The organism is Chromobacterium sp. FG89, assembly GCF_057808735.1.
This window is the reverse complement of the sequence record NZ_JBMDIQ010000010.1, coordinates 59,721-84,166: the sequence shown is the minus strand read 5'-3', so window position 1 is coordinate 84,166 and position 24,446 is coordinate 59,721. Positions and strand designations below refer to the sequence as shown.

The 24,446-nt window shown below is 64.3% G+C and carries 21 protein-coding genes; 14 read left to right on the top strand and 7 right to left on the bottom strand.

Annotated elements, in window-relative coordinates:
• Nucleotides 1-4 precede the first annotated feature (4 nt).
• Both ACODRW_RS11845 and ACODRW_RS11840 read left to right on the top strand, forming a co-directional pair.
• Nucleotides 5-775: a YdcF family protein gene (locus ACODRW_RS11845; protein ID WP_488905825.1), complete on the top strand. Its 771-nt coding sequence runs from the start codon at nucleotides 5-7 to the stop codon at nucleotides 773-775.
• A 3-nt stretch (nucleotides 776-778) separates the two neighbouring features.
• A complete protein-coding gene (locus tag ACODRW_RS11840; protein WP_235088243.1) occupies nucleotides 779-1,642 on the top strand; it encodes an AraC family transcriptional regulator in 864 nt (287 codons plus the stop codon).
• On the opposite strand, the gene ACODRW_RS11835 is transcribed toward ACODRW_RS11840, so the two are convergent.
• Nucleotides 1,616-2,200, bottom strand: a complete 585-nt coding sequence (locus ACODRW_RS11835; RefSeq protein WP_227107922.1) for a LysE family translocator — start codon at nucleotides 2,198-2,200, stop codon at nucleotides 1,616-1,618. The two genes, ACODRW_RS11840 and ACODRW_RS11835, sit on opposite strands and share 27 nt — an antisense overlap.
• A 222-nt stretch (nucleotides 2,201-2,422) precedes the next feature.
• Here ACODRW_RS11835 and ACODRW_RS11830 point away from each other — a divergent pair, with 222 nt between their 5' ends.
• Entirely contained in the window at nucleotides 2,423-3,664 is a 1,242-nt protein-coding gene (locus ACODRW_RS11830; protein WP_488905824.1) for a chitinase, read from the top strand.
• Nucleotides 3,665-3,724: 60 nt separating this feature from the next.
• Here ACODRW_RS11830 and ACODRW_RS11825 read toward each other — a convergent pair whose 3' ends face one another.
• On the bottom strand, nucleotides 3,725-4,453 hold the full coding sequence (locus tag ACODRW_RS11825) for a peptidylprolyl isomerase (RefSeq protein WP_488877470.1): 729 nt from the start codon (nucleotides 4,451-4,453) through the stop codon (nucleotides 3,725-3,727).
• A 1,037-nt stretch (nucleotides 4,454-5,490) separates the two neighbouring features.
• Here ACODRW_RS11825 and ACODRW_RS11820 point away from each other — a divergent pair.
• Nucleotides 5,491-5,919 (top strand): acyl-CoA thioesterase, encoded by a 429-nt coding sequence (locus ACODRW_RS11820; RefSeq protein ID WP_107801826.1) that lies wholly within the window; start codon nucleotides 5,491-5,493, stop codon nucleotides 5,917-5,919.
• A 71-nt stretch (nucleotides 5,920-5,990) separates the two neighbouring features.
• Here ACODRW_RS11820 and mnmC read toward each other — a convergent pair whose 3' ends face one another.
• Together mnmC and mnmH are read right to left on the bottom strand one after the other, a co-directional pair.
• Nucleotides 5,991-7,976: a bifunctional tRNA (5-methylaminomethyl-2-thiouridine)(34)-methyltransferase MnmC2/FAD-dependent 5-carboxymethylaminomethyl-2-thiouridine(34) oxidoreductase MnmC1 gene (gene mnmC / locus ACODRW_RS11815; RefSeq protein ID WP_488905823.1), complete on the bottom strand. Its 1,986-nt coding sequence runs from the start codon at nucleotides 7,974-7,976 to the stop codon at nucleotides 5,991-5,993.
• Between the two features lie 100 nt (nucleotides 7,977-8,076).
• On the bottom strand, nucleotides 8,077-9,114 hold the full coding sequence (gene mnmH, locus ACODRW_RS11810) for a tRNA 2-selenouridine(34) synthase MnmH (protein WP_488905822.1): 1,038 nt from the start codon (nucleotides 9,112-9,114) through the stop codon (nucleotides 8,077-8,079).
• 20 nt (nucleotides 9,115-9,134) lie between these two features.
• On the opposite strand from mnmH, the gene selD reads away from it, so the two are divergent.
• A complete protein-coding gene (gene selD / locus ACODRW_RS11805) occupies nucleotides 9,135-10,175 on the top strand; it encodes a selenide, water dikinase SelD (protein ID WP_107799602.1) in 1,041 nt (346 codons plus the stop codon).
• 10 nt (nucleotides 10,176-10,185) lie between these two features.
• Complete coding sequence (locus ACODRW_RS11800; protein WP_227107930.1) at nucleotides 10,186-10,683, top strand: LexA family protein; 498 nt, start codon at nucleotides 10,186-10,188, stop codon at nucleotides 10,681-10,683.
• A gap of 159 nt (nucleotides 10,684-10,842) precedes the next feature.
• Here ACODRW_RS11800 and ACODRW_RS11795 read toward each other — a convergent pair whose 3' ends face one another.
• On the bottom strand, nucleotides 10,843-11,220 hold the full coding sequence (locus tag ACODRW_RS11795) for a hypothetical protein (RefSeq protein ID WP_488905821.1): 378 nt from the start codon (nucleotides 11,218-11,220) through the stop codon (nucleotides 10,843-10,845).
• A 348-nt stretch (nucleotides 11,221-11,568) separates the two neighbouring features.
• Here ACODRW_RS11795 and clpB point away from each other — a divergent pair, with 348 nt between their 5' ends.
• Entirely contained in the window at nucleotides 11,569-14,148 is a 2,580-nt protein-coding gene (gene clpB, locus ACODRW_RS11790; RefSeq protein ID WP_107799599.1) for an ATP-dependent chaperone ClpB, read from the top strand.
• 59 nt (nucleotides 14,149-14,207) lie between these two features.
• Here clpB and ACODRW_RS11785 read toward each other — a convergent pair whose 3' ends face one another.
• Together ACODRW_RS11785 and fliW are read right to left on the bottom strand one after the other, a co-directional pair.
• Entirely contained in the window at nucleotides 14,208-14,774 is a 567-nt protein-coding gene (locus tag ACODRW_RS11785; RefSeq protein ID WP_488905820.1) for a DNA-3-methyladenine glycosylase I, read from the bottom strand.
• The gene (fliW, locus tag ACODRW_RS11780) at nucleotides 14,774-15,208 is read right to left on the bottom strand and encodes a flagellar assembly protein FliW (protein ID WP_107799597.1); all 435 of its coding nucleotides are present in this window, start codon (nucleotides 15,206-15,208) and stop codon (nucleotides 14,774-14,776) included. The genes ACODRW_RS11785 and fliW overlap by 1 nt, the downstream gene beginning before the upstream one ends.
• A 206-nt stretch (nucleotides 15,209-15,414) precedes the next feature.
• Between fliW and ACODRW_RS11775 the strand changes: the two genes are divergently transcribed.
• The 7 genes from ACODRW_RS11775 to trhP all read left to right on the top strand — a co-directional run bounded on the left by ACODRW_RS11775 (nucleotide 15,415) and on the right by trhP (nucleotide 24,432).
• The gene (locus ACODRW_RS11775) at nucleotides 15,415-16,629 is read left to right on the top strand and encodes an EAL domain-containing response regulator (RefSeq protein ID WP_158274294.1); all 1,215 of its coding nucleotides are present in this window, start codon (nucleotides 15,415-15,417) and stop codon (nucleotides 16,627-16,629) included.
• Nucleotides 16,626-17,357 (top strand): response regulator, encoded by a 732-nt coding sequence (locus ACODRW_RS11770; RefSeq protein ID WP_488905819.1) that lies wholly within the window; start codon nucleotides 16,626-16,628, stop codon nucleotides 17,355-17,357. The genes ACODRW_RS11775 and ACODRW_RS11770 overlap by 4 nt, the downstream gene beginning before the upstream one ends.
• Before the next feature lie 10 nt (nucleotides 17,358-17,367).
• Nucleotides 17,368-21,231: an ATP-binding protein gene (locus tag ACODRW_RS11765; protein ID WP_488905818.1), complete on the top strand. Its 3,864-nt coding sequence runs from the start codon at nucleotides 17,368-17,370 to the stop codon at nucleotides 21,229-21,231.
• Nucleotides 21,232-21,388: 157 nt separating this feature from the next.
• On the top strand, nucleotides 21,389-22,222 hold the full coding sequence (locus tag ACODRW_RS11760) for a ferritin-like domain-containing protein (RefSeq protein ID WP_488905817.1): 834 nt from the start codon (nucleotides 21,389-21,391) through the stop codon (nucleotides 22,220-22,222).
• Nucleotides 22,223-22,254: 32 nt separating this feature from the next.
• Nucleotides 22,255-22,470, top strand: coding sequence for a hypothetical protein (locus tag ACODRW_RS11755; RefSeq protein ID WP_227107940.1), 216 nt, complete (start codon nucleotides 22,255-22,257; stop codon nucleotides 22,468-22,470).
• Between the two features lie 166 nt (nucleotides 22,471-22,636).
• Complete coding sequence (locus ACODRW_RS11750; RefSeq protein ID WP_107799591.1) at nucleotides 22,637-23,056, top strand: hypothetical protein; 420 nt, start codon at nucleotides 22,637-22,639, stop codon at nucleotides 23,054-23,056.
• Nucleotides 23,057-23,088: 32 nt separating this feature from the next.
• Nucleotides 23,089-24,432 (top strand): prephenate-dependent tRNA uridine(34) hydroxylase TrhP, encoded by a 1,344-nt coding sequence (trhP, locus tag ACODRW_RS11745; protein ID WP_488905816.1) that lies wholly within the window; start codon nucleotides 23,089-23,091, stop codon nucleotides 24,430-24,432.
• The last annotated feature ends 14 nt before the right edge of the window (nucleotides 24,433-24,446 follow it).

Below are 24,446 nucleotides of genomic sequence, written 5' to 3'. Positions count from 1 at the left end.
CCCCATGATCTCCACGATTTCCACGCAGGCGCTGGTCCATTTGGTGTTGGGCGCCTTCTTGCTGCCGCCGCTGAACATGTTGTTGCTGATCTTGCTGGGGCTGGGGCTGGGGCTGCGCCGCCGCTGGCGGCGCCTGGGCGCCGGCCTGCTGACCTTGGGCATGGCGGGCCTGTACGCCTTGAGCACGCCGATGATGGCGATGTGGCTGAACCGGGGACTGGAACGCTATCCGGTGATAGGCGCGGAGCCGTTGAGCCGGGCGGAGGCCATCGTGGTCTTGTCCGGCGGCAAGAAGCCCGCGCCGGAATACGGCGGCATGGAACCGGGCGCGGACTCGCTGGCGCGGCTGCGTTACGCCGCGCGGCTGGCGCATCAAAGCGGCAAGCCGATACTGCTGACCGGCGGCGCGCCGATGGGCGGGGAAGCCGAAGGCGCGGTGATGGCGCGGGTCCTGCGCGAGGAATACGGCATCGTCCCCCGTTGGGTGGAGACGCGTTCCAACACCACGCTGGAAAACGCCCGCTACTCCGCCGAATTGCTGCGCGCGGCCGGGATCAAGCGGATTGCGCTGGTCAGCCAGGGCTGGCATTTGCGTCGAGCCTTGCCGTTTTTCCAGCGTCAGGGTTTGGAAGTCACCGCCGCGCCAACCGCCTTTATCCGCTACGACGGCGGCGGCGTCGCCTGGTATCTGCCTAGCGGCCGAGCGATGCAGGAGTGCCACGCCGCGTTGAGGGAATGGCTGGGCATGCTGTTTTACCGGATGAAGGGAGAGTAGCCCATGCCGACGCAATCCGCCGCGCCCGCGCGGCCAAGAGTCGATCATCGCTTCTGGCGCGACGCGGCCTTGCCGCAGTTCGAGGCGCGCTCAGTGGCGGACGGACGCCGCGTCTGTTACGCCAGGCACGCGCATGAGACGTTTTCCCTGGGCGTCATCACCGCCGGCGCCTGCGACTACTTCAACGGCAAGGTGCGCCGCAGCGAGCAGGGCGCCTTGGTGTTGATGAATCCGGGCGACATCCATGCCTGCAATCCGGTGGCGGGGCAGGCCTGGTCCTATCGCATGCTGTATGTGGATGTGGGCTGGCTGGGCGGCTTGCAGCAAAGGCTGGGGCAGGGCCAGGCCGGCGGCTTTCGTCCCTTTGGCGAGGCGGCGAGCCGGGACCCGCGGCTGTTCTCCGGCTTCAACGCCTTGTTCGATGTGCTGTGCGCGGAGGGGCGGGAGCTCTTGGAGAAAGACGCGGCGGCCACCGCCTTCTTCGACGGCGCGCACCGGGTATTGGGCTTGGCCGTCGAGCCGGCGGCGGAATCGAATCAGCGTTTGGCGCGCGCGGCGGAATATATCGCCGCGCATTGCGATCAAGCCTTGCGCTTGGAGGAGATCTGCGCGGCGGCGGACTTGTCGGCCTCCTACCTGATCCGCGCGTTCAAGCGGCGTTACGGCGTCACGCCTCATGGCTTTCTGCTGAATCAGCGGGTGCAGCTGGCGCGGCGGCTGATGCGCGGCGGCCTGCCCTTGGCGGAGGTGGCGCAGGCCGTCGGCTTCTCCGATCAAGCTCATCTGCATAAAATCTTCAAGCAGTACGTGGCCGCCACGCCGGGACAGTACCGTGCGGGCTCAGGTCAACAAGCCCAGCGCGCTTAGTCCCAGCAAGACCGCCATCGCTTGGTTGAAGCGGCGCAGCCGCCCAGGCGAAGCCAGTTTCTGTCCGAGCCAAGCGCCGGCCAGGACCCAGCAGGCTACCGAGGCGTAGCAAATCAGAAAGTAAAGCGCGGCGAAGCGCCATAAGGCCATTGCGTCTTGGCCCGAGGTGAACGCGGCGCAGCCCGCCAGCGCCGCGACCCAGGCCTTGGGGTTCAGCCATTGAATCGCCGCGCCCCGCCACCAGCTGGGTTGGACGCCGCTTTTGTCCCAGTCCAGCGCGCCGTCGCTGCGAGCCAATTGATACGCCATATAGAGCAAGAACGCCACGCCGGCCCATTGCAGCGCCTGCGTCAGTGCCGGCCATTGCCGCAGGGTCTGTTCCAGGCCCAGGCCGGTCAGCAGCAGAAGCAGGGTGAAGCCGACGGTGGCGCCGCCGACATGGCGCATGCCGGCGCGTGCGCCATGCTGAGCGCCGCAACTGAGCGCGACGATATTGACCGGGCCGGGCGTGATGGAGGCGGCCAGCGCGAAGCCGGCCATGGCGAGAGTCTGATTCATGATGTGTCCTGAAGGGTGGGCGATGCGGACAAAGTAGCCGGGCGAGGGCGGGGCGTATTGTAGAAAATTGACCTGTCGGAGAGGTTTATCAAAAAATGCCTTTGACATGAATGGTTTAATGTAATACCAATTAAATACCAGCAAGGTCTGGGCTGACGTCCCGTTTGGCTCCCGTCTCCTGCGCGCGCCGACGCGGACGCTGCAATCCAAGGAGGAAGACGCATGTCGTTGAACTGGATAACCGTGATGCGGGCGTCCGCGTGCGCGCTGGCGGCGGGGCAGGCGTGGGCGATCTGCCCGGCATGGCAGGAGGGCGCCAGCTATCGGGCCGGCGACACGGTTGCGTACGCCGCGGCCAACTACACCGCGCGGGTGGCGCATACCGCCCATGTCGGCGCCAACTGGAATCCTCCGGCGTCGCCGACCCTGTGGCTGGCGGGAGGTAGTTGCGCGGGGGCGCCGGAGCCAACGCCGGAGCCGACGCCGTCTCCCACTCCTGGGCCGTCCGCGCCGTTCGCCAAACATGCTTTGGTGGGCTATTGGCACAATTTCGCCAACCCCAGCGGCGACGCTTATCCGCTGAGCCAGGTCAGCGACGATTGGGACGTGATCGCGGTGGCCTTCGCCGACGACGCGGGCAACGGCAAGCTCAGCTTCGCGCTGGATCCCAAGGCAGGCTCCGAAGCTCAGTTCATCCAGGATGTTCGCGCCAAGCAGGCCAAGGGCAAGAAGGTGGTGCTGTCGCTGGGCGGGCAGAATGGCTCGGTCACGCTGAACACTCCGGCGCAAGCCCAGAATTTCGTCAATAGCCTCTACGCCATCATCGTCAAATTCGGTTTCGACGGCATCGATCTGGATCTGGAAAGCGGGGTGTCGCAAGGCGCGCCCATCATCGGCAATCTGATTGGCGCGGTGAAGCAGTTGAAGGCCAAGGTGGGCGCGGGTTTCTACCTGTCCATGGCGCCGGAGCACCCCTATGTCCAGGGCGGCTATGTCGCTTACGGCAGCATCTGGGGCGCTTATCTGCCCATCATCGACGCATTGCGCGACGATTTGAGCGTGATCCATGTCCAGTACTACAACAACGGCGGGCTGAACACGCCTTATTCCAACGCCGCATTGGCTGAGGGCAGCGTGGACATGTTGGTGGGCGGCAGCAAGATGTTGATCGAGGGTTTCCCGCTGGCTTACGGCGCTTCGGGCAGTTTCAAGGGTTTGCGGCCGGATCAGGTGGCTTTCGGCGTGCCTTCCGGCCGCAGTTCCGCCAACTCCGGCTTTGTCAGCGCGGATACCGTGATCAAGTCGCTGGATTGCCTGATGGCCTTGAAAAATTGCGGCAGCGTCAAGCCGAGTCAGGCCTACCCGTCGTTTCGCGGCGTCATGAGCTGGTCGATCAACTGGGACCGCAAGGACGGCTTCCCGTTCTCGCGGCCGGTGGGGGCCTCGCTGCGCGGCCGCAACTGATGGACGTAAAAAAACCGGGGCGCGATTGCGCCTCGGTTTTGTACGGGTTCGAGCCGTGGCTTACAGCGCCGGCATCGCATAGCCTTCGATCTGAGCGGCGGTGACCAGCTGGCCCAGATAGGCCTGCATCGCCTTGTTGCCGGCCATGTCGTTCAGGTATTGCTGCAGGCGGTCCTTGATTTCCTCAAAGCTCACCTTGCCGCCCTCGTGGCGCTCTTGAACCTGGATGATGTGGTAGCCGAACTGGGTCTGCACCAGATCCGGCGCGAGCTGGCCGGCGGCGGTGTTGAATACCGCTTGTTCGAATTCCGGCACCATCTGGCCGCGGCCGAACTGGCCCAGGCTGCCGCCTTGCTGGCCGGACGGGCAGGTGGAGTGTTCGCGGGCCAGATCGGCGAAGCGGGCCGGATTGGCCTTGATTTCTTCCAGCACGCCTTCCGCCTTGGCTTTGGCCAGGCTGCCGGCCAGGCCTTCGCCCAGCGGGAACAGAATGTGGCTGGCTACGGCGGACTCGCCGCTGCTGAAGCGCTCGGGGTATTGATTGTAGAAGGCCAGGCATGCGGCCTCGTCCACGGCGTCAACGTGCAGTTCCTGTTCCAGCAAGGCGCCGATGGCGGCGCCTTGGTCGGCGGTGTCGATGCCGAGGGACTTGGCTTTCTGCAACAGCAGTTCGCGCAGGACCAACTCCTGAACGGCGGCGTCGCGCGGGTTCGGCGCGTCAGCGTAGTGGGCTTGTTCCGCTTGCACCGTGTCTTCGGTGATTTCGATGCCGTTGACTCGAATGGTCATGGAGATTTCCTGTGATGGTAGATGAGGGATGCGCCCAAGGGCGGGAAATGTGCGATTTAAAAAGCGTTCGCCGCGCTTGTCAAGAAAGGCGGCGAGTCTTATCGAGGGGCGTTGGAATAAAGCGCGAAAATTTTAAGAATAATCTTATATTTGCCCGGTCGCTTAATCGCTAGTATACGAGCCATGCAGCTTCAGGGCTTGCATGAAAACCCGGTTGGCTGCTCATGCTTGTACGCCGCTTGCCGAGTCTTGATGTTCATGTGTACGTAGACGTCGTCCGTCTGTACTTCGTTCTGGTGCGCCAAGCTTTGGCTTGGACACTTGGTGAATTGAGATCCCCGTTTGGGCCGCCTCCGTGCGGCCTCTTTTTTTGCCCAGCCCTCTGAGCATAACACGAAAGCATGCCGGCTTGGCTCGCGCCGCCGGGAACGGAGCATAAAAAAAGAGCCCCGATCAGGGGGCTCTGAATTGCACCTTCGCTCAGGTGATCGTTGCGGTTGCCGGTGGGCGTGTATCCACAGCCGGCAGCGCTTCGATCGTATCGAACCGCCCTCGGGGGAGAGCCGATTCGATGGACGCAGTATGCGCCTGCCGGCACGGGCCAAATAGAGTGATTATTGGGGGCTTGTGTGACGGGCTGTGATGAAATCGGGGCGGGCTTAACATTTGCGCAATGAATTGGCGCGCAGGTCTGGCTGAGGGAGGGCGAAGCATAAAAAAAGAGCCCCAGATGGGGCCCCAATTTGCACCTTCGCTCAGGAGACCAACGCGCCGGCCAGAAGGGGTAGGTAATTTCCAACAGAACCCGCGCGCTGATCATGCCAGATCAGGACTCTTGCGAGCCCTGGCTGCTGACGGAAACCAGTATGCCGATTTGTTTCGAGGCCGGATATTTGGATTTGTTGTGTTTTATGTGACGCTATGTGACCCGGACGGGATTGGCCGCTATCATGACGCAGTGCAAACAATCATGGCGCGCCGGCCGTGAACGGCGCGCCTATGGACGCCGCGCCGGCTCGTCTTTCAAGGGGAACAGCGTGGACAAGCATTACCCGGTTATCGATACCCGCAGCATCGTGATGCGTTGGGGCGATATGGACGCCGTCGGGCATCTGAACAATACGTACTATTTCCGTTATCTGGAGCAGATCCGCCTGGATTGGCTGGAAAGCCTGGGGCACGGCATCGACCCCTCAGGCTGCGGTCCGGTGCTGGCGGGCACCGCCTGCGTGTTCCGCAAGGAGATCACCTATCCGGCCACGCTAGACATTAGCATCGAACTGGAAAAACTGGGACGCAGCAGCTTGAAGCTGCGCCATCATTTTTATCGGCGCGACGATCCCGGCGTGGTGTACGCCAGCGGCGAGGTGACGCTGGTGTGGGTGGATTATCAGGCGGGCAAGTCGGTCGCCATCCCGGAGGACATTCGCGCGGCGGTGGAGACGGCGGCCAAGTCCGCCGCTTGAGATGACCGGGTTTTTCCTGCCCCCGTCGCCTTGGCGCGGCGGGGGCTTTTTCGCGCCCGGCTGCCGCCGGGTCAGCTTTGCCGCGGCACTTTGTTGCGCATCAGATCGCGCATCAGGAAACGGCTGGGGTGGGTGGCCTGCATCAGGCTGCGGGCCACCGGGGCCGGTTCGTCCTCCAGCAGGGCGGCGAGTATTTCGCCCGACAGCGGCGCGGTGATCATGCCGCGCGAACCATGGGCGGTGTTGACGTAGAGGCCGTCTATCCAGGGCGCGGCGGCGGTCAGCTTCAAGGAAGCGTCCTTGCTCAGCGGCAGATAGGCGTCGATCAGGCCTTGCGCGTGGGCGACTGGTCCGACGATGGGCAGATAGTCCGGGCTGGTGCAACGCAGCGCGGCGCGTCCGGCCAGGGCTTTGTCCAGCAGGCTTTCGCCGCCCAGGGCCTGGTACAGGCTGGGCGCGAGTCCCGCCAGCATCTGCAGGTTTTCCTGATGCTCGAACAGGTTGACGCCGAGATCTTCGGTGTTGAATTTGAAGGTGGCGCCCAGGCAGTGTTCGCCGAAACGGGCCGGGGAAATATAGCCTTCGCCGCACAGCACGGTGCGCAGCGCCTCGCTGTGTTCGGTGGCGCGCGTCACGGTGACCTGGCCGCGAATCTTTTTCAAGGGCAGATGCTGGGTGGCGTCGAAGGCGCCGGTTTCCGCCGCGCCGGCCAGAATGACCACGGAACCGATGGCCACCGAGCCTTCATCGCCGATGGCGACCCAGCTCTTGTCCAGCGGGTTGTAGTCCAGCTCCACGATGGTGCGGCTGGTGCGGACCTGGATATTGGGATGCTCCACCAGCTTGCGCACCAGGGCGGGCGGGTTGACCCAGCCGCCCTGCGGAAAGAACAGGCCGCCGTGCTGCAGCTCGACGCCGGCCAGCTCGCTGGCTTCCCGCGCGTCGACCGGGCGCAGGAAGTCTTCGCCGAAGCCGGCCGCGGCCAGCCCTTGCTGGCGTTCCGCCTCGGCCGCGTCGTAGGCCAGTTGCAATACGCCGCAGCCGCGCCAGTGCGCGTCGTCCTCCGGCAGCTGGGTTTTCAGCGTGCGCAGGCTATAGCCGTAGCCGGACAGGATCAGGCGGGTCAGCGGGGTGAAGTGCGGGGACAGCTTGGTGTACAGCACGCCTTGCGGGTTGCCGGAGGCGCCGCGCGCGAGTTCGGGCAGGCGTTCCACCACGGTGACCTGCCAGCCGCGGCAGGCCAGGCTGTAGGCGCTGGCGGCGCCGGCGATGCCGCCGCCGATGACGATGGCGCTGCGTTCCCCGTGGCGTGGCGCCGGGCGGGCGAACCACGGAGGCGACCATTCGCCGTCGGGTAGGGTTTGCAGATGGCCGTGGCTCATTTCCCGCTTATGGCCGAAGCCGGCGGTCTTGCTGACGGCGAAGCCGGCCTCGCTCAAGCCGCGACGCACGAAACCGGCGCTGGTGAAGGTGGCGAAGGTGGCGCCGGGCGCGGAGAGCCGCGCCATGGTCTGGAACAGCTCCGCTTGCCACATGTCCGGGTTCTTGGACGGGGCGAAGCCGTCGAGGAACCAGGCGTCCACGCGAGCGTCCACCTCCGGCAGCACTTCCAGGACATCGCCGATCAGCAAGGTCAGCGTGACGCGCCCCTGGCTGAGCAGCAGGCGGTGCCAGCCCGGAGGCAGGGACTGGTATTGGGCCAGCAGCTGCTGCGCCAGGCCGGCGAGCTGGGGCCAGAGCGCCAGCGCCCGGGCCAGATCGCGCGGGGTCAGCGGAAACTTCTCCGCGCTGATGAAGTGCAGGCGCGTATCGGCCGGCGCGTATTGCAAAAAGCATTCCCACGCGCATAAAAAGTTCAGGCCGGTGCCGAAGCCGGTTTCGGCAATGGCGAAGTGGCCGCCGGCGGGCAGTTCGGCGAAGCGCTCGGCCAAGCGGTTGTGCCGCAGGAAGACATGGCGGGTCTCGTCCAGGCCGGAAGCGCGGGAGAAGTAGACGTCGCCGAAGGCGAGGGAAACCGGTTGACCGTCGTGCCAGTCAAGTTGAGCGTGTGGGGTCATGCGCGCGGAGTCGGGGCGCGGCGCGGCGCCGCGGGTGAATTAGGATGTTCTGATGATACCGCAGTTTTGCGCCGCTGATGAGCGGCGCCGCGGCCCCTGTTCAGACTATCCGCGCCGCGGCCAGGTCCAGTTGCTCCGGAGCCAGGCTGTCCAGCCGCAAAGGCGCGGTTTTGGCCAGCTGCGGGTAATGCTTGCCCAGCGAGCGGTAGTAGAGCGGGTCGTAGTGCTTGGCCAGCAGTTCCGCCACCAGGGCGTCGAAGCGCCCGGCCCGGATCAACTGGTTCCAGGCGTCCAGCTGTTCGCCCGAGTGCAGCCCTTTCAAGAAGCCCAGTTGGCGGATCAAGGTTTCGGGGTCTCGCAGGTAGAAGTCGTAATCCTCCAGCAAAAAGCGCACGCGCTCCGCCAAAGGCACGTCGATCAGCAGGCAGTCGCCTTGGTGCATCTGGCGGTACAGCGCGTCGGGCAGGGTGACGAAGCCGACCTTTTTGCTTTCCGATTCGATGAAGACGGGTCGGTCGGAATCCAGGCCGCGGATCTGTTGCAGCAGCAAGGTGTCGAACCATTTTTGCGGCGGCTGGGGCAGGTCCGGCAGACGGCCCAGCACCGAGCCGCGGTGATTGGCCAGCAGCTCCAGATCCAGCACCTGGTGGCCGGCGCGCGCCAGCGCCTGCAGCAAGCGGCTTTTGCCGGAGCCGGTGGGGCCGCAGATCACGCGCAGCTTGAGCTGGCCGGGCAGTTCCTCCAGCCATTGCAGCGCCTGGCGGCGATAGGCTTTGTAGCCGCCCTCCAGCTGATGCGCGGGCCAGCCTATCTGGGCGAAGATCAGGGCCATGGAGCCGGAACGCTGGCCGCCGCGCCAGCAGCAGATCAGCGGGCGCCAGGATTTGGGGCGATCGGCGAAGCGCTCTTCGATATGGCGGGCGATATTCTTGGCCGCCAGCGCGGCGCCGACCTTGCGCGCTTCGAATGGGGAAACCTGTTTATACAGCGTGCCGACGCGAATTCGCTCGTCGTTGTCCAGAACCGGGCAGTTAATGGCGCCGGGGATATGATCTTCGGCAAATTCCGCCGGAGATCGGACGTCGATGATCTCGTCAAACTGCCCAAGCTGTGATACGTTCGCGACCTTGAAAAGCATAAATATGGCGGAGTCCGCAAATGGCTGAAATCAAATTGACGCAATTGTCTCACGGCGGCGGCTGCGGCTGCAAAATTGCCCCGGCGGTGCTGGAGTCCATTTTGTCGACGGCCAAGGAAAAAATGGTTTTCCCCAACCTATTGGTGGGGGCGGAAACCAGCGACGACGCCGCGGTGTATCAGTTGAACGCCTCGCAAGCCATTGTGGCGACCACCGATTTTTTCATGCCCATCGTCGACGACGCCCGTGACTTTGGCCGCATCGCCGCCACCAACGCGCTGTCCGACATTTACGCGATGGGCGCGACGCCCATCATGGCCTTGGCCATTGTCGGCATGCCGGTGAAGGTGTTGCCGGTGGAAACCATCCGCGACATTCTTGCCGGCGGAGAGTCGGTATGCCACGCCGCGGGCATCCCGCTCGCCGGAGGCCATTCCATCGATTCCCCCGAGCCGATCTACGGTCTGGTGGCCTTGGGCGTGGTGCATCCGGACCAGCTCAAGCGCAATAGCGAGGCGCGCGACGGCGATGTGCTGATCCTGGGCAAGGGCCTGGGCGTGGGCGTGCTGGCGCAGGCGATGAAGAAAGGGGAGCTGGACGATAAGGGCTATCAGGCCTTGATCGCTTCAACCACCAAATTGAATACCGTCGGAGCGGAACTGGCGGCCATGGACGGCGTGCACGCGCTGACTGACGTCACCGGTTTCGGCCTGTTGGGCCATGCGCTGGAGGTGTGCAAGGGCGCCAAGCTGGCGGCGCACATCGATATGGCCGCGGTGCCGGTGATCGAGGAGGCGCGCGCTTTCGCGGAGCAAGGCTGCGGTCCGGGCGCGATCGAGCGCAATCTGGCCAGTTTCGGCGAGCACGTCGATTTTGGCGCGGGGCTGCCGGAGTGGCAGCTGCGGCTCTTGGCCGACCCGCAGACCAGCGGCGGTTTGCTGGCGGCGGTGGCGCCGGAACAGGCCGACGAGGTGTTGGCGCGTTTCCAGCGCGCCGGTTTCGGCTATGCGGCCAAGATCGGCCGCCTGGCCGCGGGCGAGGCCCGCGTCATCGTCCGCTGAGCGGCGCGACGTGAAAGACGCGCGTCCGGAGCGCCTGCGGCTGGCCGCCCGCGACCGGCCCTTGGCGGAGCTGGCGCGGCTGGCGCCCGGCCGGGTGGGCGGCGCGCGGCGCGCCAGCGCCGACGACGCCCAGATTCCTTGGTTCGACGGCAGCGTGGCGGCAGGTTTCCCGTCGCCGGCCGACGACTATCTCGAGCGTTCGCTCAACCTCAACGATTTGTTGATCCAGCACCCGGACACCAGCTTCTTCGTGCGCGTCGCCGGCGACGCGATGGCCGGGGCCGGCATTTTCGACGGCGACTTGCTGATTGTCGATCGCATGCTGCCGCCGCGTCACAACGATGTGGTGGTAGCAGTGGCGGGCGAGGAATTCCTGGTGCGCCGGCTGCACCTGAGCCCTGATCGCGCCTGCTTGCGCGCCGCTCAGCCGGGCTACGCCGATTTACAGGCGGAGACCGATGTCGAGATCTGGGGCGTGGTCAGCTCGGTGGTGCGTTCGCTGCGCTGAGTTTGCCGGCGCGGCTTAGCGCCTATTTCAAAGTCTTGCGAGCTAGGGCGATACCAGGCGAAAACGGCTGAGCAAGCGTAATGCACATAGGGTCTATGAGCATTTCGACGGTGCTCTCAACGTCGTATCGCCGAAGCGCAGCAGGCTTTGAACAGGTTCTTAAAAGGTCCCGCGCAGGCTGAAGGTGGTGACGGCAACCCGCGTCTTGTGCGGGGTGTAGTCCATCTTGGGCACATAGCCCACTTCCAGCGCCAGTTTGCGAGTGCCTATGCTGAGCATGGGGAAGGCGACCACCTGTTTGACGCCGGAGCCGTCCAGATAACCGACCAATAAGGTGGTGCCGGCGTAGAGCGGGCTGGATCCCAGCTGCCATTCCTTGCGCCAGCCGCCGGCGACGAACCAGGCCGTTTCGCGGAAGGAGTCGCGATAAGAGCCGACGCGGCCGATCCAGCGGCCGTCCGCGTCGTTGCCCAGCGGCGCCCATTCCAGCCCGAGGCCGGGGTTTTCTCCGTTGAAATCGCAACGCTTGCGCTGCATTGGCTGTGTATGGACGCGCCGTAGGCCAGCAAGGAAAGGTCATTGTCGGCGTGGGCCAGGGAACAGGCGGTCAATAGCAGGCCGGCGGCCAGGAGTGGCTTCATGGTGATACCCCTTTAATGAAGATAAGCGATTACGCAAATCAGGCGGCTCGGGACTTGGGTGGGCGGCTCTTGTTGGGCCAGTCCGGTTCCGCTCTTAATTTAATGCATAGATTAAATTTTTTGCCAAAGCCATAAATAAAATGCGTCTGAGGGAAAATCGGGTTCAAGATCGACGATTGCGAGGCTTGAAAAGCAACTGGCCATGCCCAGATAGTGTTTATCAATCTTCCGAAGGAGCCACTCCATGCGATTCGACAAGCTGACGACCAAGTTCCAGCAGGCGCTGGGGGATGCCCAGAGCCTGGCCCTGTCTCAAGACCATGCTTACATCGAGCCGCAGCATCTGCTGTTGGCCATGCTGGACGACGCCGACGGCGGCATCGCCGGCCTGCTGGCGCGCGCCGGCGTCAACGTGCCCGGCCTGAAAGCCGGCTTGAACCAGGCTTTGCAGCGTCTGCCGCGGGTGCAGGGCAATGGCGGCGAGATCACCGTCTCGCGGGATTTGGCCAATCTGCTGAACCTGAGCGACAAGGCGGCGATGAAGCTGGGCGACGAATTCATCGCCAGCGAGCTGTTCCTGTCCGCGCTGAGCCAGGACAAGGGCGAGGCCGCGCGGCTACTGAAAGAGCACGGCGGCCAGCCGGCGGCGATCCAGGCCGCGATCGACGCGGTGCGCGGTGGCGCAAGCGTGTCCAGCCAGGACGCGGAGAGCCAGCGCGAAGCCTTGAAGAAGTACACCCAGGACCTGACCGAGCGCGCGCGCCTGGGCAAACTGGACCCGGTGATAGGCCGCGACGACGAGATCCGCCGCGCCATCCAGGTATTGCAGCGCCGCACCAAGAACAACCCGGTGTTGATCGGCGAGCCCGGCGTCGGCAAGACCGCCATCGTCGAGGGCCTGGCCCAGCGCATCGTCAACGGCGAAGTGCCGGAGAGCCTGAAGAACAAGCGCTTGCTGGTGTTGGATCTGGCGGCGCTGATCGCCGGCGCCAAGTTTCGCGGCGAATTCGAAGAGCGGCTGAAAGCGGTGTTGAACGATCTGGCCAAGGACGACGGCCAGACCCTGATCTTCATCGACGAGATCCACACCCTGGTGGGCGCGGGCAAGGCGGAGGGCGCGATGGACGCCGGCAATATGCTGAAGCCGGCGCTGGCGCGCGGCGAACTGCACTGCATCGGCGCCACCACGCTGGACGAGTACCGCCGTTACATCGAGAAGGACGCGGCGCTGGAGCGCCGCTTCCAGAAAGTGCTGGTCGGCGAGCCCTCGGTGGAGGACACCATCGCCATCCTGCGCGGCTTGCAGGAAAAGTATGAAATCCATCATGGCGTGGACATCACCGACCCGGCCATCGTCGCCGCCGCCGAGCTGTCGCAGCGCTACATCACCGACCGCTTCTTGCCGGACAAGGCCATCGATTTGATCGACGAGGCCGCCAGCCGCATCAAGATGGAGCTGGATTCCAAGCCGGAAGAGATGGACAGGCTGGACCGCCGGCTGATCCAGCTGAAGATCGAGCGCGAGGCGGTGAACAAGGAAAGCGACGAGGCCTCGCAAAAGCGGCTGAAGCTGATCGAGGACGAGATCGCGGAACTGTCGCGCGCCTATGCGGACCTGGACGAGATCTGGAAGGCGGAAAAAGCCGCGCAACAGGGCTCGCAGAGCATCAAGGAGGAAATCGAGCGCCTCAAGGTGGAGATGGAGGACCTGAAGCGCAAGGGCGATTGGCAGAAGCTGGCGGAACTGCAGTACGGCAAGCTGCCGCAGCTGGAGGCGCGGCTGCAGGACGCCGAGGCGGCCGGCGCCGGCGAGCAGGCCAGGCCCAACCGTTTGCTGCGCACCCAGGTGGGGGCGGAGGAGATCGCGGAAGTGGTCAGCCGCGCCACCGGCATTCCGGTGTCCAAGATGCTGGAAGGCGAGCGCGACAAGCTGTTGCGCATGGAGGAGGTGCTGCATCAGCGCGTGGTGGGGCAGGACGAGGCGGTCAGCGCGGTGGCCGACGCCATCCGTCGCTCCCGTTCCGGGCTGGCCGATCCCAACAAGCCTTACGGCTCCTTCCTGTTCCTGGGGCCGACCGGCGTGGGCAAGACCGAGCTGTGCAAGACCTTGGCCGGCTTTATGTTCGACAGCGAAGATCACCTGATCCGCATCGACATGTCCGAGTATATGGAGAAGCATTCGGTGTCCCGCTTGATCGGCGCGCCGCCGGGCTATGTCGGTTATGAGGAGGGCGGCTATCTGACTGAGCAGGTGCGCCGCAAGCCGTATAGCGTGATCTTGCTGGACGAGGTGGAGAAAGCGCATCCGGACGTGTTCAACATCCTGCTGCAAGTGCTGGACGACGGCCGTCTGACCGACGGCCAGGGCCGTACCGTGGATTTCAAGAACACCGTGGTGGTGATGACGTCCAATATCGGCAGCCAGCAGATCCAGGCGATGGACAGCGACGATTACCAGGTGATCAAGCTGGCGGTGATGGCGGAGGTGAAAACCCAGTTCCGGCCGGAGTTCATCAACCGCATCGACGAGGTGGTGGTGTTCCACGGCCTGGGCGAGCAGCACATCAAGTCCATCGCCCGCATCCAGCTCAAGAGCCTGGAGCGCCGGCTGGCCAAGCTGGATCTGGACTTGCAGATCAGCGAGGAGGCGCTGGCCTTGCTGTCCGAAGCCGGCTTCGATCCGGTCTACGGCGCGCGGCCCTTGAAGCGGGCGATCCAGTCCGAACTGGAAAACCCGTTGGCCAAGGCCATCCTGGCCGGCGAATACCCGCCGAAATCCACCATCCTGGTGGAAGCGCGGGACGGCCATCTGAGCTTTGCCTGAACGCAGGCCCGCTCGTAAAAAAAGCCCGGGAATCCGGGCTTTTTCTTTGGGCGGCGCGCTCAGTCGCGATCGGGGTGGCGGAAGCAGGCTGACATGTGGTCGTTGACCACGCCGCAGGCCTGCAGATAGGCGTAGATCACCGTGCTGCCGACGAAGTTCATGCCGGCTTTTTTCAGCGCCTTGCTGATGCGGTCGGACAGTTCGGTGCTGGCGGGCACCCGCTCGTCGTCGCGGCGGCGCAGTATCGGCCGGCCGTCAACATGCGCCCACAGCCAGTCGGCGAAACTGCCGTGTTGCCGCTGCATCTGCAGAAACACCTTGGCGTTGCGGATGGCGCTCTGGATCTTCAGCCGGTTGCGCACGATGCCGGCGTCCTGCATCAGGCGCTCAACGTCGCCGTCGTCCATCGCCGCCACCTTGACCGGGTCGAAGCCGTGAAAAGCGCGGCGGTAGCCGTCGCGCTTGCGCAGGATGGTGATCCAGGACAGGCCGGCCTGCGCGCCTTCCAGAATCAGCATCTCGAACAGCTTGCGGTCGTCGCGCTCGGGACATCCCCATTCCTCGTCGTGATAGGCGACGTAGAGCGGATCGTCGCCGCACCAGGCGCAGCGGGCCGGGGCCGGCATCAGCGGTTATGCAGCAGGATGTCGCACTGCAGCCCCACTTTTTGCAGGCCGGTGCGGCTTTGCAGATTGATCACCAGAGGATTGCGGATGTTCGCCTTCATCGTGGACAGCGCCGGGTGCTGTTCATCGGCCTGATTGCTCAGCATCAGCAGAATGGCCACATCCTGCGGCCGCTGCAATTGCAGCTCGGCCACTTCGGCGTCGTCCAGCTCTATCTCATAGCGGATGTCCAGCGCTTCCGGAGTGGTGATGCTGAAGATGACGCCAGCGTCGTCCAGCGATTGCAGCCAGAACACCTGCGGCTGGGCCTGGGTGGCGTTGTGGAACAGCTTGAAGCGGGTGCAGTTTTCCAGCGCGGGAATGCCGCGCGGGAAGGTGATGACGGTGCTCTCGTCGATATCGACTTGGCCGAGCTGGCTGGACTGGAACCGCATGGCGTGCCTCCTGGCGTGACAATGCTCTCATTATGCATGGCGACGACGGCAATTGCACAAGCGGAACGCCGCCGCGCGCGAAGATTGCAAGCCGTGGTTGTGGCCGAGGGCTTATCGGCCTATATCAATATTACTCGAATGTCGTATCTAAATTGGGTTGCGGACAGCCGGCAGGGCGCCCGCGCGCGATGCTAAGGGGAGATCCCATGAGCTTGCCCGCCAAGCGGTTTCTGATTCTTGAAGACCAGCTGGTGCTGCGGAAACTGATTTCCCGCCAGGCCAGTTTCTTTAGTCGCTACGAAGTGGCCATCGACGAGTTCAGCGACCCGGCCGAGGCGCTGCGCAGCATCGGTGAGAACCACTACGACCTGATCGTCACCGATATCGGCATGCCGGGCATGAACGGCATCGACTTCATCAAGCACGTGGCCTTGCTCGGCTACCGGGCGGCCTTGCTGATCATTTCCGGCTATGACGGCAAAACCCTGAACACCATCAGCGAGATGGCTTGCAGCCTGGGCATAGGCAGCACCCGCTTCCTGTCCAAGCCGTACTCGGCGGAGTCCTTTCTCACCGCGCTCAACAGCGTGTTCAACGATCTGGAGCGCGCCTACCAGGTGCAGCAGCTGGACGTGGAGGGCTTTTTCGCCGACGTCTGCTCCGGCGAATTCAAGCTGGAGATCGAACCCATCCTGGGCCTGCCCGGCCATCGGCTCGCCGGCTTCGACGTGACGGCCCTGATTCGGCCGCAGGGGCGGGTGGAGTGGGGCGCCGGTCTTTTCAATGTGCTGGCGCGCCGCAAGGGGGTCTCCGCCCTGGTGCTGGAGGAGCTGGTGGCCCGCATCGCCAGCCTGTTGGCCAGCCTGCGCCAGCAGGGTCTGGGCGAGGAGTGCGGCGTCAACGTGCGCATAGACAAAGCCTGTTTGGAGAGCGAGAACCTGTTCGACCACTGCCATGCCCAGTTGCAGCAGCGCGGCGTGCCGCCGCGCTTGCTGGGTTTCGAGCTGGCCGAGGGGCTGGGGCAGCAATCGCCGGCCCAGGCTTTCGAGAACGTCGCCAAGATCAAGTATCTGGGCTTCCGGCTGATCGCCGATCATTTCGGCAGCGGTTCGCTGACCCAGAGCAATATGCTCAAGCTGCCGTTCGACCATGTGAACATCCCCATCGAATCCCTGCAATGGATACGCGCCATGCTGGGCGCGGACCCGCAGGCGCTGCGTTTCTTGCGCATCTACGGCTTGCCGCCGGGAGCCATCACCGCCAGCGGGGTGGACGAGGAGGAGGATGTGACGCTGGCGCAGGAGATGGGTTGCCCCTGCGTGCAAGGCGCTTATATGGCCTTGCCGGTGCGTGAAAACGAATTGAGCGACTATTTGCGGCGGAGTCAGGAAACCGCGGCGGCGGAAGGGGGCGCGGGATGAGTATCGCGGCGGTGGACTTCTCGCGGATGCGGATATTGGTCGTGGACGACCAGACTCTGGTGCGCTCCTTGATCAGTCAGGCTTTGCAGACCATGGGCATGCGCTCGGACGCCATCTTCCAGACCGCGGACGGCACCGCGTCGATGCGCTTGCTGGATATCCGCATGGTGGACCTGGTGCTGTGCGATGTGCAGATGGCGCCGATGAACGGCATGGATCTGCTCAAGGAACTGCGCTGCGGCCACACCATGAATCCTTCCAATCTGCCCTTTGTGTTCCTGTCCGGCCATGCGGACCGCAGCAATGTGGTGCTGGCCAGCCAGTTGCACGCAGACGGCTTCGTGGTCAAGCCGCCGAAGCCGGCCGATGTGGAGAAGGCCATCGTGGCGGCGATGCAGCGCAAGCGGCCGGAGATCGATCCGTTCAGCTACTACGGCGTGTCCACCGGCACCGAATACGACCGCAAGGTTTTCGGCCGGCTGTTCGACGCTCCGGCGCTGCCCGAAGCGCCGCCTGGCATGGCGGTCAGCCTGCTCACGGTGAAGGCGGGCGCGGTGCTGGCTCAGGACCTGCACAGCAAGCACGGCCATTTGCTGCTGCCGCGCGGCGCGGCCATCTCCGCCAACCAGATCACGGTGCTGCGCGATTTCAGCGACCGCTACGGTGTTTTGCGGCTCTTCGTCGAGGAGGTTTCCGAGACGGAGGCCGAGTCGTCACGTGAGATCTGAGCGGCCGTCGATGAAGTTTTCCAGGCCGCGTCAGGAGCACATCAAATCCATCCGCCGCGCGGTGATCCTGATCGTCTTATTGCTGGGCGTGCTGCAGACCGGGGCCATTTTGCGTCTGTTGGACGAGTCCTGGGACTCCTATCGCAGGGCCCGGCACGTGGCCGAGCTCAATCGAGACATCTCGGCCTTGTATCAGGCGGTCAGCGCGGAAAACCTGGAGAGCAGCAAGCTGCGGCTGCTGCTGACGGCAAAATCGCCGCCTACGCCGCAACAACAGGAAGAACTGAAGCAGCTAGCCCGCGACACCGACGCCAAGTTCGTGGTGGCGCTGGCGTCGGTTCCCGTCATGACCGGGGCGGACGCCTCCAGCCAGGGGCGGCTGCGTAATCTGGCCCACGATTTCAAGGTGCTGCGCGATGAAACCACAAAGATATTGAGCCAGCCGGATTTTCAGAACGAATCGCTGAGCAATCTGCTCTACCTGGCCACCGCGCGGATGCGCAACGAGGCCGGCGGCATCCTGGCCGCGGACATGGCGCAGCTGGCCAGTCAGGGCGATCCCACGCTCAACAGCCTGATGATGATCAAGCAGAGCCTGTGGCAGCTGGGTGGGCAATTGCGCGGCAACGCGGTGGCGCTGATCATGCGCGAGCAGCTGGGGCACCGGATGAACCGCGACATCGAGGACGATCTGGCCTTCCGGCTCAGCTCCGCCATGGTCATGGTGGAGCAGCTGCGCCCGGTGATTCTGGGCGTGCACGACGACGCCTTGAAAGCGGCGTTCACCAATCTGACCACCTTGACGCTGAAGCTGCAACTGGTCGTCAAACTGCAATACGAACAGATAGACGGCGTTCAGTCTTTCCGTCAGGTCACGAATTTCCGCGTCAACTTGCTGGAACTGGATGAGGAGCTGCGGCGCACCTTCGGCATGGTGGAGCGGATGACGGCCGAGCGCATTGACGAAAGCCGGCGCACTTATCTGCTGCGCATGGTGCGCGACGGCTTGTTCGGCGTGCTGGCGCTGAGCCTGGTGCTGGTGTTGCTGTACTACATGGTGCGCCGCGTATTGCGGCCGCTGTCCGCGCTGAAGCATATGCTGGACGCCTCCGGCGACGCGGTGTTGATCGTCAATCGCAACGGTCGGATCGAAATCGCCAACGCCGGGGCCGGCAAGATGTTCGGCTATCCGCAAGCGGCCTTGCACGGCATGTCGGCCTATAGCTTGCTGGAGGTGCCGGGCGGCGCCGCGCATCTGACCCAGGCCTTGAACGATCAGGAAACCGTGGCCTTGGCCGGAGAAGGCTTGCCCGCCAACGGCGAACGCTTCTACGTGGCGATCTCGCTCAGCCAGTTCAGCAATAGCCGAGACCACGGCTGGCGCATGCTGACGGTGCGCAACGAGCAGCAAAGACGGCAGGCCGAAACCTCGCTGGAGCGCAGCGTGGAACTGTTGTCGGCGATTTCGGTGGTGGAGGGCATGCTGCTGGCGCGGGAGCCGCGCGACAAGGTGTTCGAGGAGCTGCACCGCGTGTTCTGCCACCACACCGGCGCCCGCGAATGCCTGTTGGTGGCCTGGTCGCCGCTGGACGAATGCGGGCAATCCCTGCGTTTGCAGGCCGGCAGCTGGCCGCCGGAATTGCCGTCGCTGCAGGAAGTCACCCACGCGGCGGCTCCGCTCAGCCAATTGTTCCAGCTGCTGAGCGAGCGCTCCACCTGGATTTCCCTGCCGGTGATGCTGGGCGGCGATGTCGCCGCGGCGGTGTGTATGCAGCAGCCGGACGTGTTCCGCCTGGGCGTGGGCATGCAGCCGCTGATCGGCGCCTACGCCAATATCCTGGGCTTTTACGATGAGGAAGCGCGGCGCAAGGTGTCGGAGGCGCAGTTGCGCACCGTGTTGCAGGAGGAGGAGGCGGTGTTCGCCTCGTCTCCGGTGGGTTTGCTGCGCCTGAACGAGCAATTGCAGATTTCCCGCTCCAACCAGACGGCGGAGATGATTTTCGACGTCGGCGATTACGGCCTGGTGGGCATGCATTTGATGGAGCTGATGGCGTCGGATCAAGGCTGGATAGAGTTGACCGAGCACTTGCAGCAAATGCGTCAGGGCACCCGCATTCATTGCGAACTGGAATGCCTGACCGGCGCGGGCCTCCCGATCTGGGTCTTGTTCGAAGGCCAGATGGTGGCGACGGAAACGGTGGAGGGCGTGATGATCCTGGCTTGCCTGGACATCACGGAACGCAAGATGGCCGAATTCGAACTGCGCATGGCGCGGGACCAGGCCAATGCCGCCAACCGCGCCAAGAGCGCCTTCCTCGCCACCATGAGCCACGAAATCCGCACGCCGATGAACGGGGTGCTGGGCATGTTGGAACTGTTGAACATGACCCGGCTGGACGGCGAGCAGCGGGACGCGGTGGCGACAATACACGATTCCGCGCACACGCTGCTGCGGCTGATCGACGACATCCTGGATTTCTCCAAGATCGAGGCCGACAAGCTGGAGATCGTCACCGCGCCGACGGCGACGCGGCCGTTTCTGGAGAGCATCCGCAGCCTGTATCAGGAAAACGCTTATAAGAAGGGGCTGGATTTCCAGTTGGAAGTGGATGAGCAACTGGCGCCGACGCTGGTGCTGGACCCCTTGCGCGTCCGGCAGATTTTGCAGAACTTCATCAGCAACGCGATCAAGTTCACCGCTCAGGGCGGCGTGACCATACGCGTCAAGGTGCTCAGCACCATGGCCAATTACCAGTCGCTCAGCTTCGAGGTGGAGGACAGCGGCATCGGCATGTCCGAGGACAGCTTGTCCAGGCTGTTCCAGCCCTTCACCCAGGCGGACTCCGACACCACCCGGCGGTTTGGCGGCACCGGCCTGGGCCTGGCCATCTGCCGGCGGCTGGCCGGCTTGATGGGCGGTCATGTGGAATTGGAGAGCGAGCTGGGCCAGGGCAGTTGCGCGCGCTTGCTGCTGGAGGCGGAGTGGTCGGAACAAGTGGTGGCCCCGGTCAGCCTGCCCCAGGTCCACGTGCCGGCGGAGACGCCGCGCGAAGAGGAGGTCGAAACCGCGGCGCCGTCGCCGGAGCGGAGCGCGCTGCCCATCTTGTTCGCCGAGGACAATCCCACCAACCGCAAGCTCACCCTCAAGCAGCTGGAAAAGCTGGGCTATGCGGCGGAATGGGCGGAGGACGGCGAGCAGGCTTTCGCCAAATGGCAGTCCGGCCGCTACTCGATGATCCTGACCGATTGCCATATGCCGGGCATAGACGGTTATCAGCTGGCGCGGCTGGTGCGCGCGCGCGAACAGGAGGAAGCGGAAGGAAGCCGTATTCCCATCGTCGCCTGCACCGCCAACGCCGCCAAGGAGGAGCTGGACAAGACCCGGGAAGCCGGCATGGACGATTTTCTGACCAAGCCGCTGTCGATTGCGGAGCTGTCCGCCGCGCTGCAAAAGTGGACGACGGCGGAGGCCGGGGCAAAAACGGCGGCGCCGCCCGCCGCGGCCGAACCTGAGGGCGGGCCGGAAGACGGGCCGGTGGACCGCTCCGTGCTGCAGGTGTACAGCAACGGCGAGCTGCAAGTGGAGTTGGAAATCCTGCGCGACTTCCAGCAAGGCAACGCCGAGGACGTGGCCGAACTGCGCAGCGCCATCGCGGAAGGCTCCAGCGACCGCGTCAGCTTCGCCGCCCACCGGGTCAAGGGCGCCAGCCGCATGGTGGGCATCAAGGCCTTGGGCGAGGCGGCCGAAGCGGTGGAAAAGGCCGGCAAGGCCCAGGCGATGGAGCAAGTGGCGGCCTTGATGCCGGCTTTCGACGCCGCGCTGGCCGAGTTCGAGGCCTGGCTGGCCAGGCAGAATGAAACCAATCCGGCCTGAGGTACGGTTCAAAGTCCGCAGCGCGCCGACGACGCGGCGAGAGAGCCGGGCATTGAAATGCCCATGCGCCGTATGAGCGAAACCGCTTGCTTTGTCGCAGGCCGCTAGACTTTGAACAGGTTCTGAGGCGAGGCGAGATCGGCTAAAATACCCGGCCATGAGCGAGTCGACATCTCTTTACCCGCAGTTGGAAGCGGCGCTGCTGTGCGACGACGTCGAGCGCAAGATGACGCTGGCGACGGCGGTCTTGCACGGCTGGCGTTTAGACGCGTTGCCGCGCCGCGCGGACGCGCCGCCGGCCTATCCTTTGCCGGAGGCCGGACGGCCGCCGCTGCCGGAACTGGTCCATCCGTCCAAGGTGCCCAAGCGCAGCCTGTCCTCCCGGCAGGGGCACGCCGCGCTGCTCCACGCCATCGCCCATATCGAATTCAACGCGGTCAACCTGGCGCTGGACGCCGCCTGGCGCTTCCGCGAGATGCCGGACGCCTTCGTCAGCGACTGGTTGCAAGTCGCCGCGGAAGAAGCGCGCCACTTCTCCCTCCTGCTGCGGCGTCTGCGGGAGCTGGGCCACGACTACGGCGATTTCCCCGCTCACAACGGTTTGTGGGCGATGAGTTGCAAGACCGATTACGATCCGCTGGCGCGGATGGCCCTGGTGCCCAGGGTGCTGGAGGCGCGCGGCCTGGACGTGACGCCGGGCATTCAGCGGCGGCTGGCCGGCATTGGCGATCACGTGAGCGTGGCGGTGCTGGACACCATCCTGCGCGAGGAAGTGGGACATGTGCGCATCGGCAACGCCTGGTTCGGCCGGCTGTGCCGGCAGCGGGGGCTGGAGCCGGAGGCCTGTTTTCAGGAACTGCTGAGGCGCCACGATGTCCAGCTTTACCGCGGGGCCTATAATCTGGCCGCCCGCGAGCGGGCGGGGTTTTCAGCCAAGGAGCTGGAAGCGCTGCGCGCCTTGTGCGAAGACGACACAGCTCCAGCCGGCTAGAATGCCGGCGGCCTCACCTGGAACGATGAAACATGCTATTGAATTTGTTTAAGAAGATGCAAAGGCAGCGGCGCTTCGCCATGACGGTGCTGCTGCTCAGCACCTTGGCCTTTGCGCTCAGCTCGGCGCTGTGGCGCGGCCTGGACGGCGGCCCCGGCCCCTTGCTGGCCATTCTGTGTCCGCTGGCGATGCTGCTGGCCCTGATCTGCCAGTTCAGCGCTTTGTTGGCATTGGCGAAAAGACCTTAAACCGGAAAAGGATTTTTAAAACAGCGGCTTAAAGTGTTGCTTGCGGACGGCGCGCGGACTTGACTGCCACCGGCAGGCCGCGCATAATCGCCCCCGTATCGATAAGGGTCAGGGCTCCACATTGGGTGGAGCCTTTGCTTTTTGGAATTTTCGGAGAAACCGAGTCATGGACCATCAGGCATTCCTGCGCCAATTGGAAACCAACGCGCTGCCTGCATCCGACTTCAACCACCGCGCGCACCTGTACGCCGCCTGGGCCTACCGCCGCCAATACCCGGCGCCGGAAGCCGCCGCCCGCTGCGCGCGCGCGCTGTCCCGTTTCGCCATGGTGAACGGCGCGGCGATGAAGTACCACCACACCCTGACCATGGCCATCCTGGTGATTCTGTACAGCCGGATGGCCAGCCAGCCGCAGTTGCTGGACGATTGGGAGGCGTTCGCCAGCCACTGCCCGGACATGCTGGCCGACCCCCGCGCCGTGATTCTGCAACACTATTCTTCAGAGCGCCTGGACGACGATTCGGCGCGCAAAGGCTTTGTCGAGCCGGACCGCGAGCCGCTGCCGATGTCCTGTCTGCTGCACTGAGCCCACCGCTCAACGAACCCACAGAATAAACAATGAAAGCACCAGAACTTCTGTTGCCGGCCGGCACGCTGGACAAGATGCGCGCCGCCTACGACTTCGGCGCCGACGCCGTCTACGCCGGCCAGCCGCGTTACAGCCTGCGCGCCCGCAACAACGACTTCAAGCTGGAAGAGCTGAAGCAGGGCATAGACGAAGCCCACGCGCGCGGCAAACTGTTCTTCGTCGCCAGCAACCTCTTGCCGCACAACAGCAAGATCAAGACCTATATGGCCGATATGGAGCCGGTGATCGCGATGAAGCCGGACGCGCTGATCATGGCCGATCCCGGCCTGATCATGATGGTGCGCGAAAAATGGCCGGAAGTGCCCATCCATTTGTCGGTGCAGGCCAATACCGTCAATTACATGGGCGTCAAGTTCTGGCAGAAGCTGGGCGTGTCGCGCATCATTCTGTCGCGCGAACTGAGCCTGGACGAGATCGCCGAAATCCGCCAGCAATGCCCGGACATCGAGCTGGAAGTCTTCGTGCACGGCGCGCTGTGCATCGCTTACTCCGGCCGCTGCCTGCTGTCCGGCTACTTCAATCACCGCGATCCGAACCAGGGCACCTGTACCAACGCCTGCCGCTGGGATTACAAGGTGCACGACACTCAGGGCGACGACGCCGGCGATGTGCAGACCATCCAGTTCGACTTCAACAAGGCGCTGGAAGAGGCCAATCAGAGTTTCGCCTCCTGCGGCGGCGCCGAGCGCCATCCGCTGGCGGACAAGACCTATCTGATCGAAGAAGGCAGCCGTCCCGGCGAACTGATGCCCATCATCGAAGACGAGCACGGCACCTACATCATGAACTCCAAGGACCTGCGCGCGGTGGAGCAGGTGGAGAAGCTGGCCAAAATCGGCGTGGATTCGCTGAAGATCGAGGGCCGCACCAAGAGTCTGTACTACGTGGCGCGCGCGGCTCAGGTCTACCGCAAGGCGATCGACGACGCCGTGGCCGGCCGCCCGTTCGACCTCGGCCTGCTGGCCGAGCTGGACGGCCTTGCCAACCGCGGCTACACCCCGGGCTTCCTGGAGCGTCACCAGACCCAGGAATACCAGAACTACCTCACCGGTCATTCCAAGGCCAAGCAGAGCCAGTACGTCGGCGACGTGTTGTCGGTGGACGCCGACGGCTGGGCGCTGATCGAGGTGAAGAACCGCTTCGCGGTGGGCGATCGCATCGAAGTGATCCACCCCAGCGGCAATCAGATCATCGAGCTGGCGCAGATGACGCGCAAGGACCTGCCGGTGGAAGTGGCGGCCGGCAACGGCATGCAGGTCAAGATTCCCGACATGCATGGCAAGGAAAAGGCCTTGCTGGCGCGGTTGTTCTGACGCGCGTCGACGCG

What these genes read in the sequence shown, in the direction of transcription:
- ACODRW_RS11845 (WP_488905825.1), top strand. Translation starts at nt 5, where the DNA reads ATGATCTCCACGATTTCCACGCAGGCGCTGGTCCATTTGGTGTTGGGC.
- ACODRW_RS11840 (WP_235088243.1), top strand. Translation starts at nt 779, where the DNA reads ATGCCGACGCAATCCGCCGCGCCCGCGCGGCCAAGAGTCGATCATCGC.
- ACODRW_RS11835 (WP_227107922.1), bottom strand. Translation starts at nt 2,200, where the DNA reads ATGAATCAGACTCTCGCCATGGCCGGCTTCGCGCTGGCCGCCTCCATC.
- ACODRW_RS11830 (WP_488905824.1), top strand. Translation starts at nt 2,423, where the DNA reads ATGTCGTTGAACTGGATAACCGTGATGCGGGCGTCCGCGTGCGCGCTG.
- ACODRW_RS11825 (WP_488877470.1), bottom strand. Translation starts at nt 4,453, where the DNA reads ATGACCATTCGAGTCAACGGCATCGAAATCACCGAAGACACGGTGCAA.
- mnmC (WP_488905823.1), bottom strand. Translation starts at nt 7,976, where the DNA reads ATGACCCCACACGCTCAACTTGACTGGCACGACGGTCAACCGGTTTCC.
- mnmH (WP_488905822.1), bottom strand. Translation starts at nt 9,114, where the DNA reads ATGCTTTTCAAGGTCGCGAACGTATCACAGCTTGGGCAGTTTGACGAG.
- selD (WP_107799602.1), top strand. Translation starts at nt 9,135, where the DNA reads ATGGCTGAAATCAAATTGACGCAATTGTCTCACGGCGGCGGCTGCGGC.
- ACODRW_RS11795 (WP_488905821.1), bottom strand. Translation starts at nt 11,220, where the DNA reads ATGCAGCGCAAGCGTTGCGATTTCAACGGAGAAAACCCCGGCCTCGGG.
- clpB (WP_107799599.1), top strand. Translation starts at nt 11,569, where the DNA reads ATGCGATTCGACAAGCTGACGACCAAGTTCCAGCAGGCGCTGGGGGAT.
- ACODRW_RS11785 (WP_488905820.1), bottom strand. Translation starts at nt 14,774, where the DNA reads ATGCCGGCCCCGGCCCGCTGCGCCTGGTGCGGCGACGATCCGCTCTAC.
- fliW (WP_107799597.1), bottom strand. Translation starts at nt 15,208, where the DNA reads ATGCGGTTCCAGTCCAGCCAGCTCGGCCAAGTCGATATCGACGAGAGC.
- ACODRW_RS11775 (WP_158274294.1), top strand. Translation starts at nt 15,415, where the DNA reads ATGAGCTTGCCCGCCAAGCGGTTTCTGATTCTTGAAGACCAGCTGGTG.
- ACODRW_RS11770 (WP_488905819.1), top strand. Translation starts at nt 16,626, where the DNA reads ATGAGTATCGCGGCGGTGGACTTCTCGCGGATGCGGATATTGGTCGTG.
- ACODRW_RS11765 (WP_488905818.1), top strand. Translation starts at nt 17,368, where the DNA reads ATGAAGTTTTCCAGGCCGCGTCAGGAGCACATCAAATCCATCCGCCGC.
- ACODRW_RS11760 (WP_488905817.1), top strand. Translation starts at nt 21,389, where the DNA reads ATGAGCGAGTCGACATCTCTTTACCCGCAGTTGGAAGCGGCGCTGCTG.
- ACODRW_RS11755 (WP_227107940.1), top strand. Translation starts at nt 22,255, where the DNA reads ATGCTATTGAATTTGTTTAAGAAGATGCAAAGGCAGCGGCGCTTCGCC.
- ACODRW_RS11750 (WP_107799591.1), top strand. Translation starts at nt 22,637, where the DNA reads ATGGACCATCAGGCATTCCTGCGCCAATTGGAAACCAACGCGCTGCCT.
- trhP (WP_488905816.1), top strand. Translation starts at nt 23,089, where the DNA reads ATGAAAGCACCAGAACTTCTGTTGCCGGCCGGCACGCTGGACAAGATG.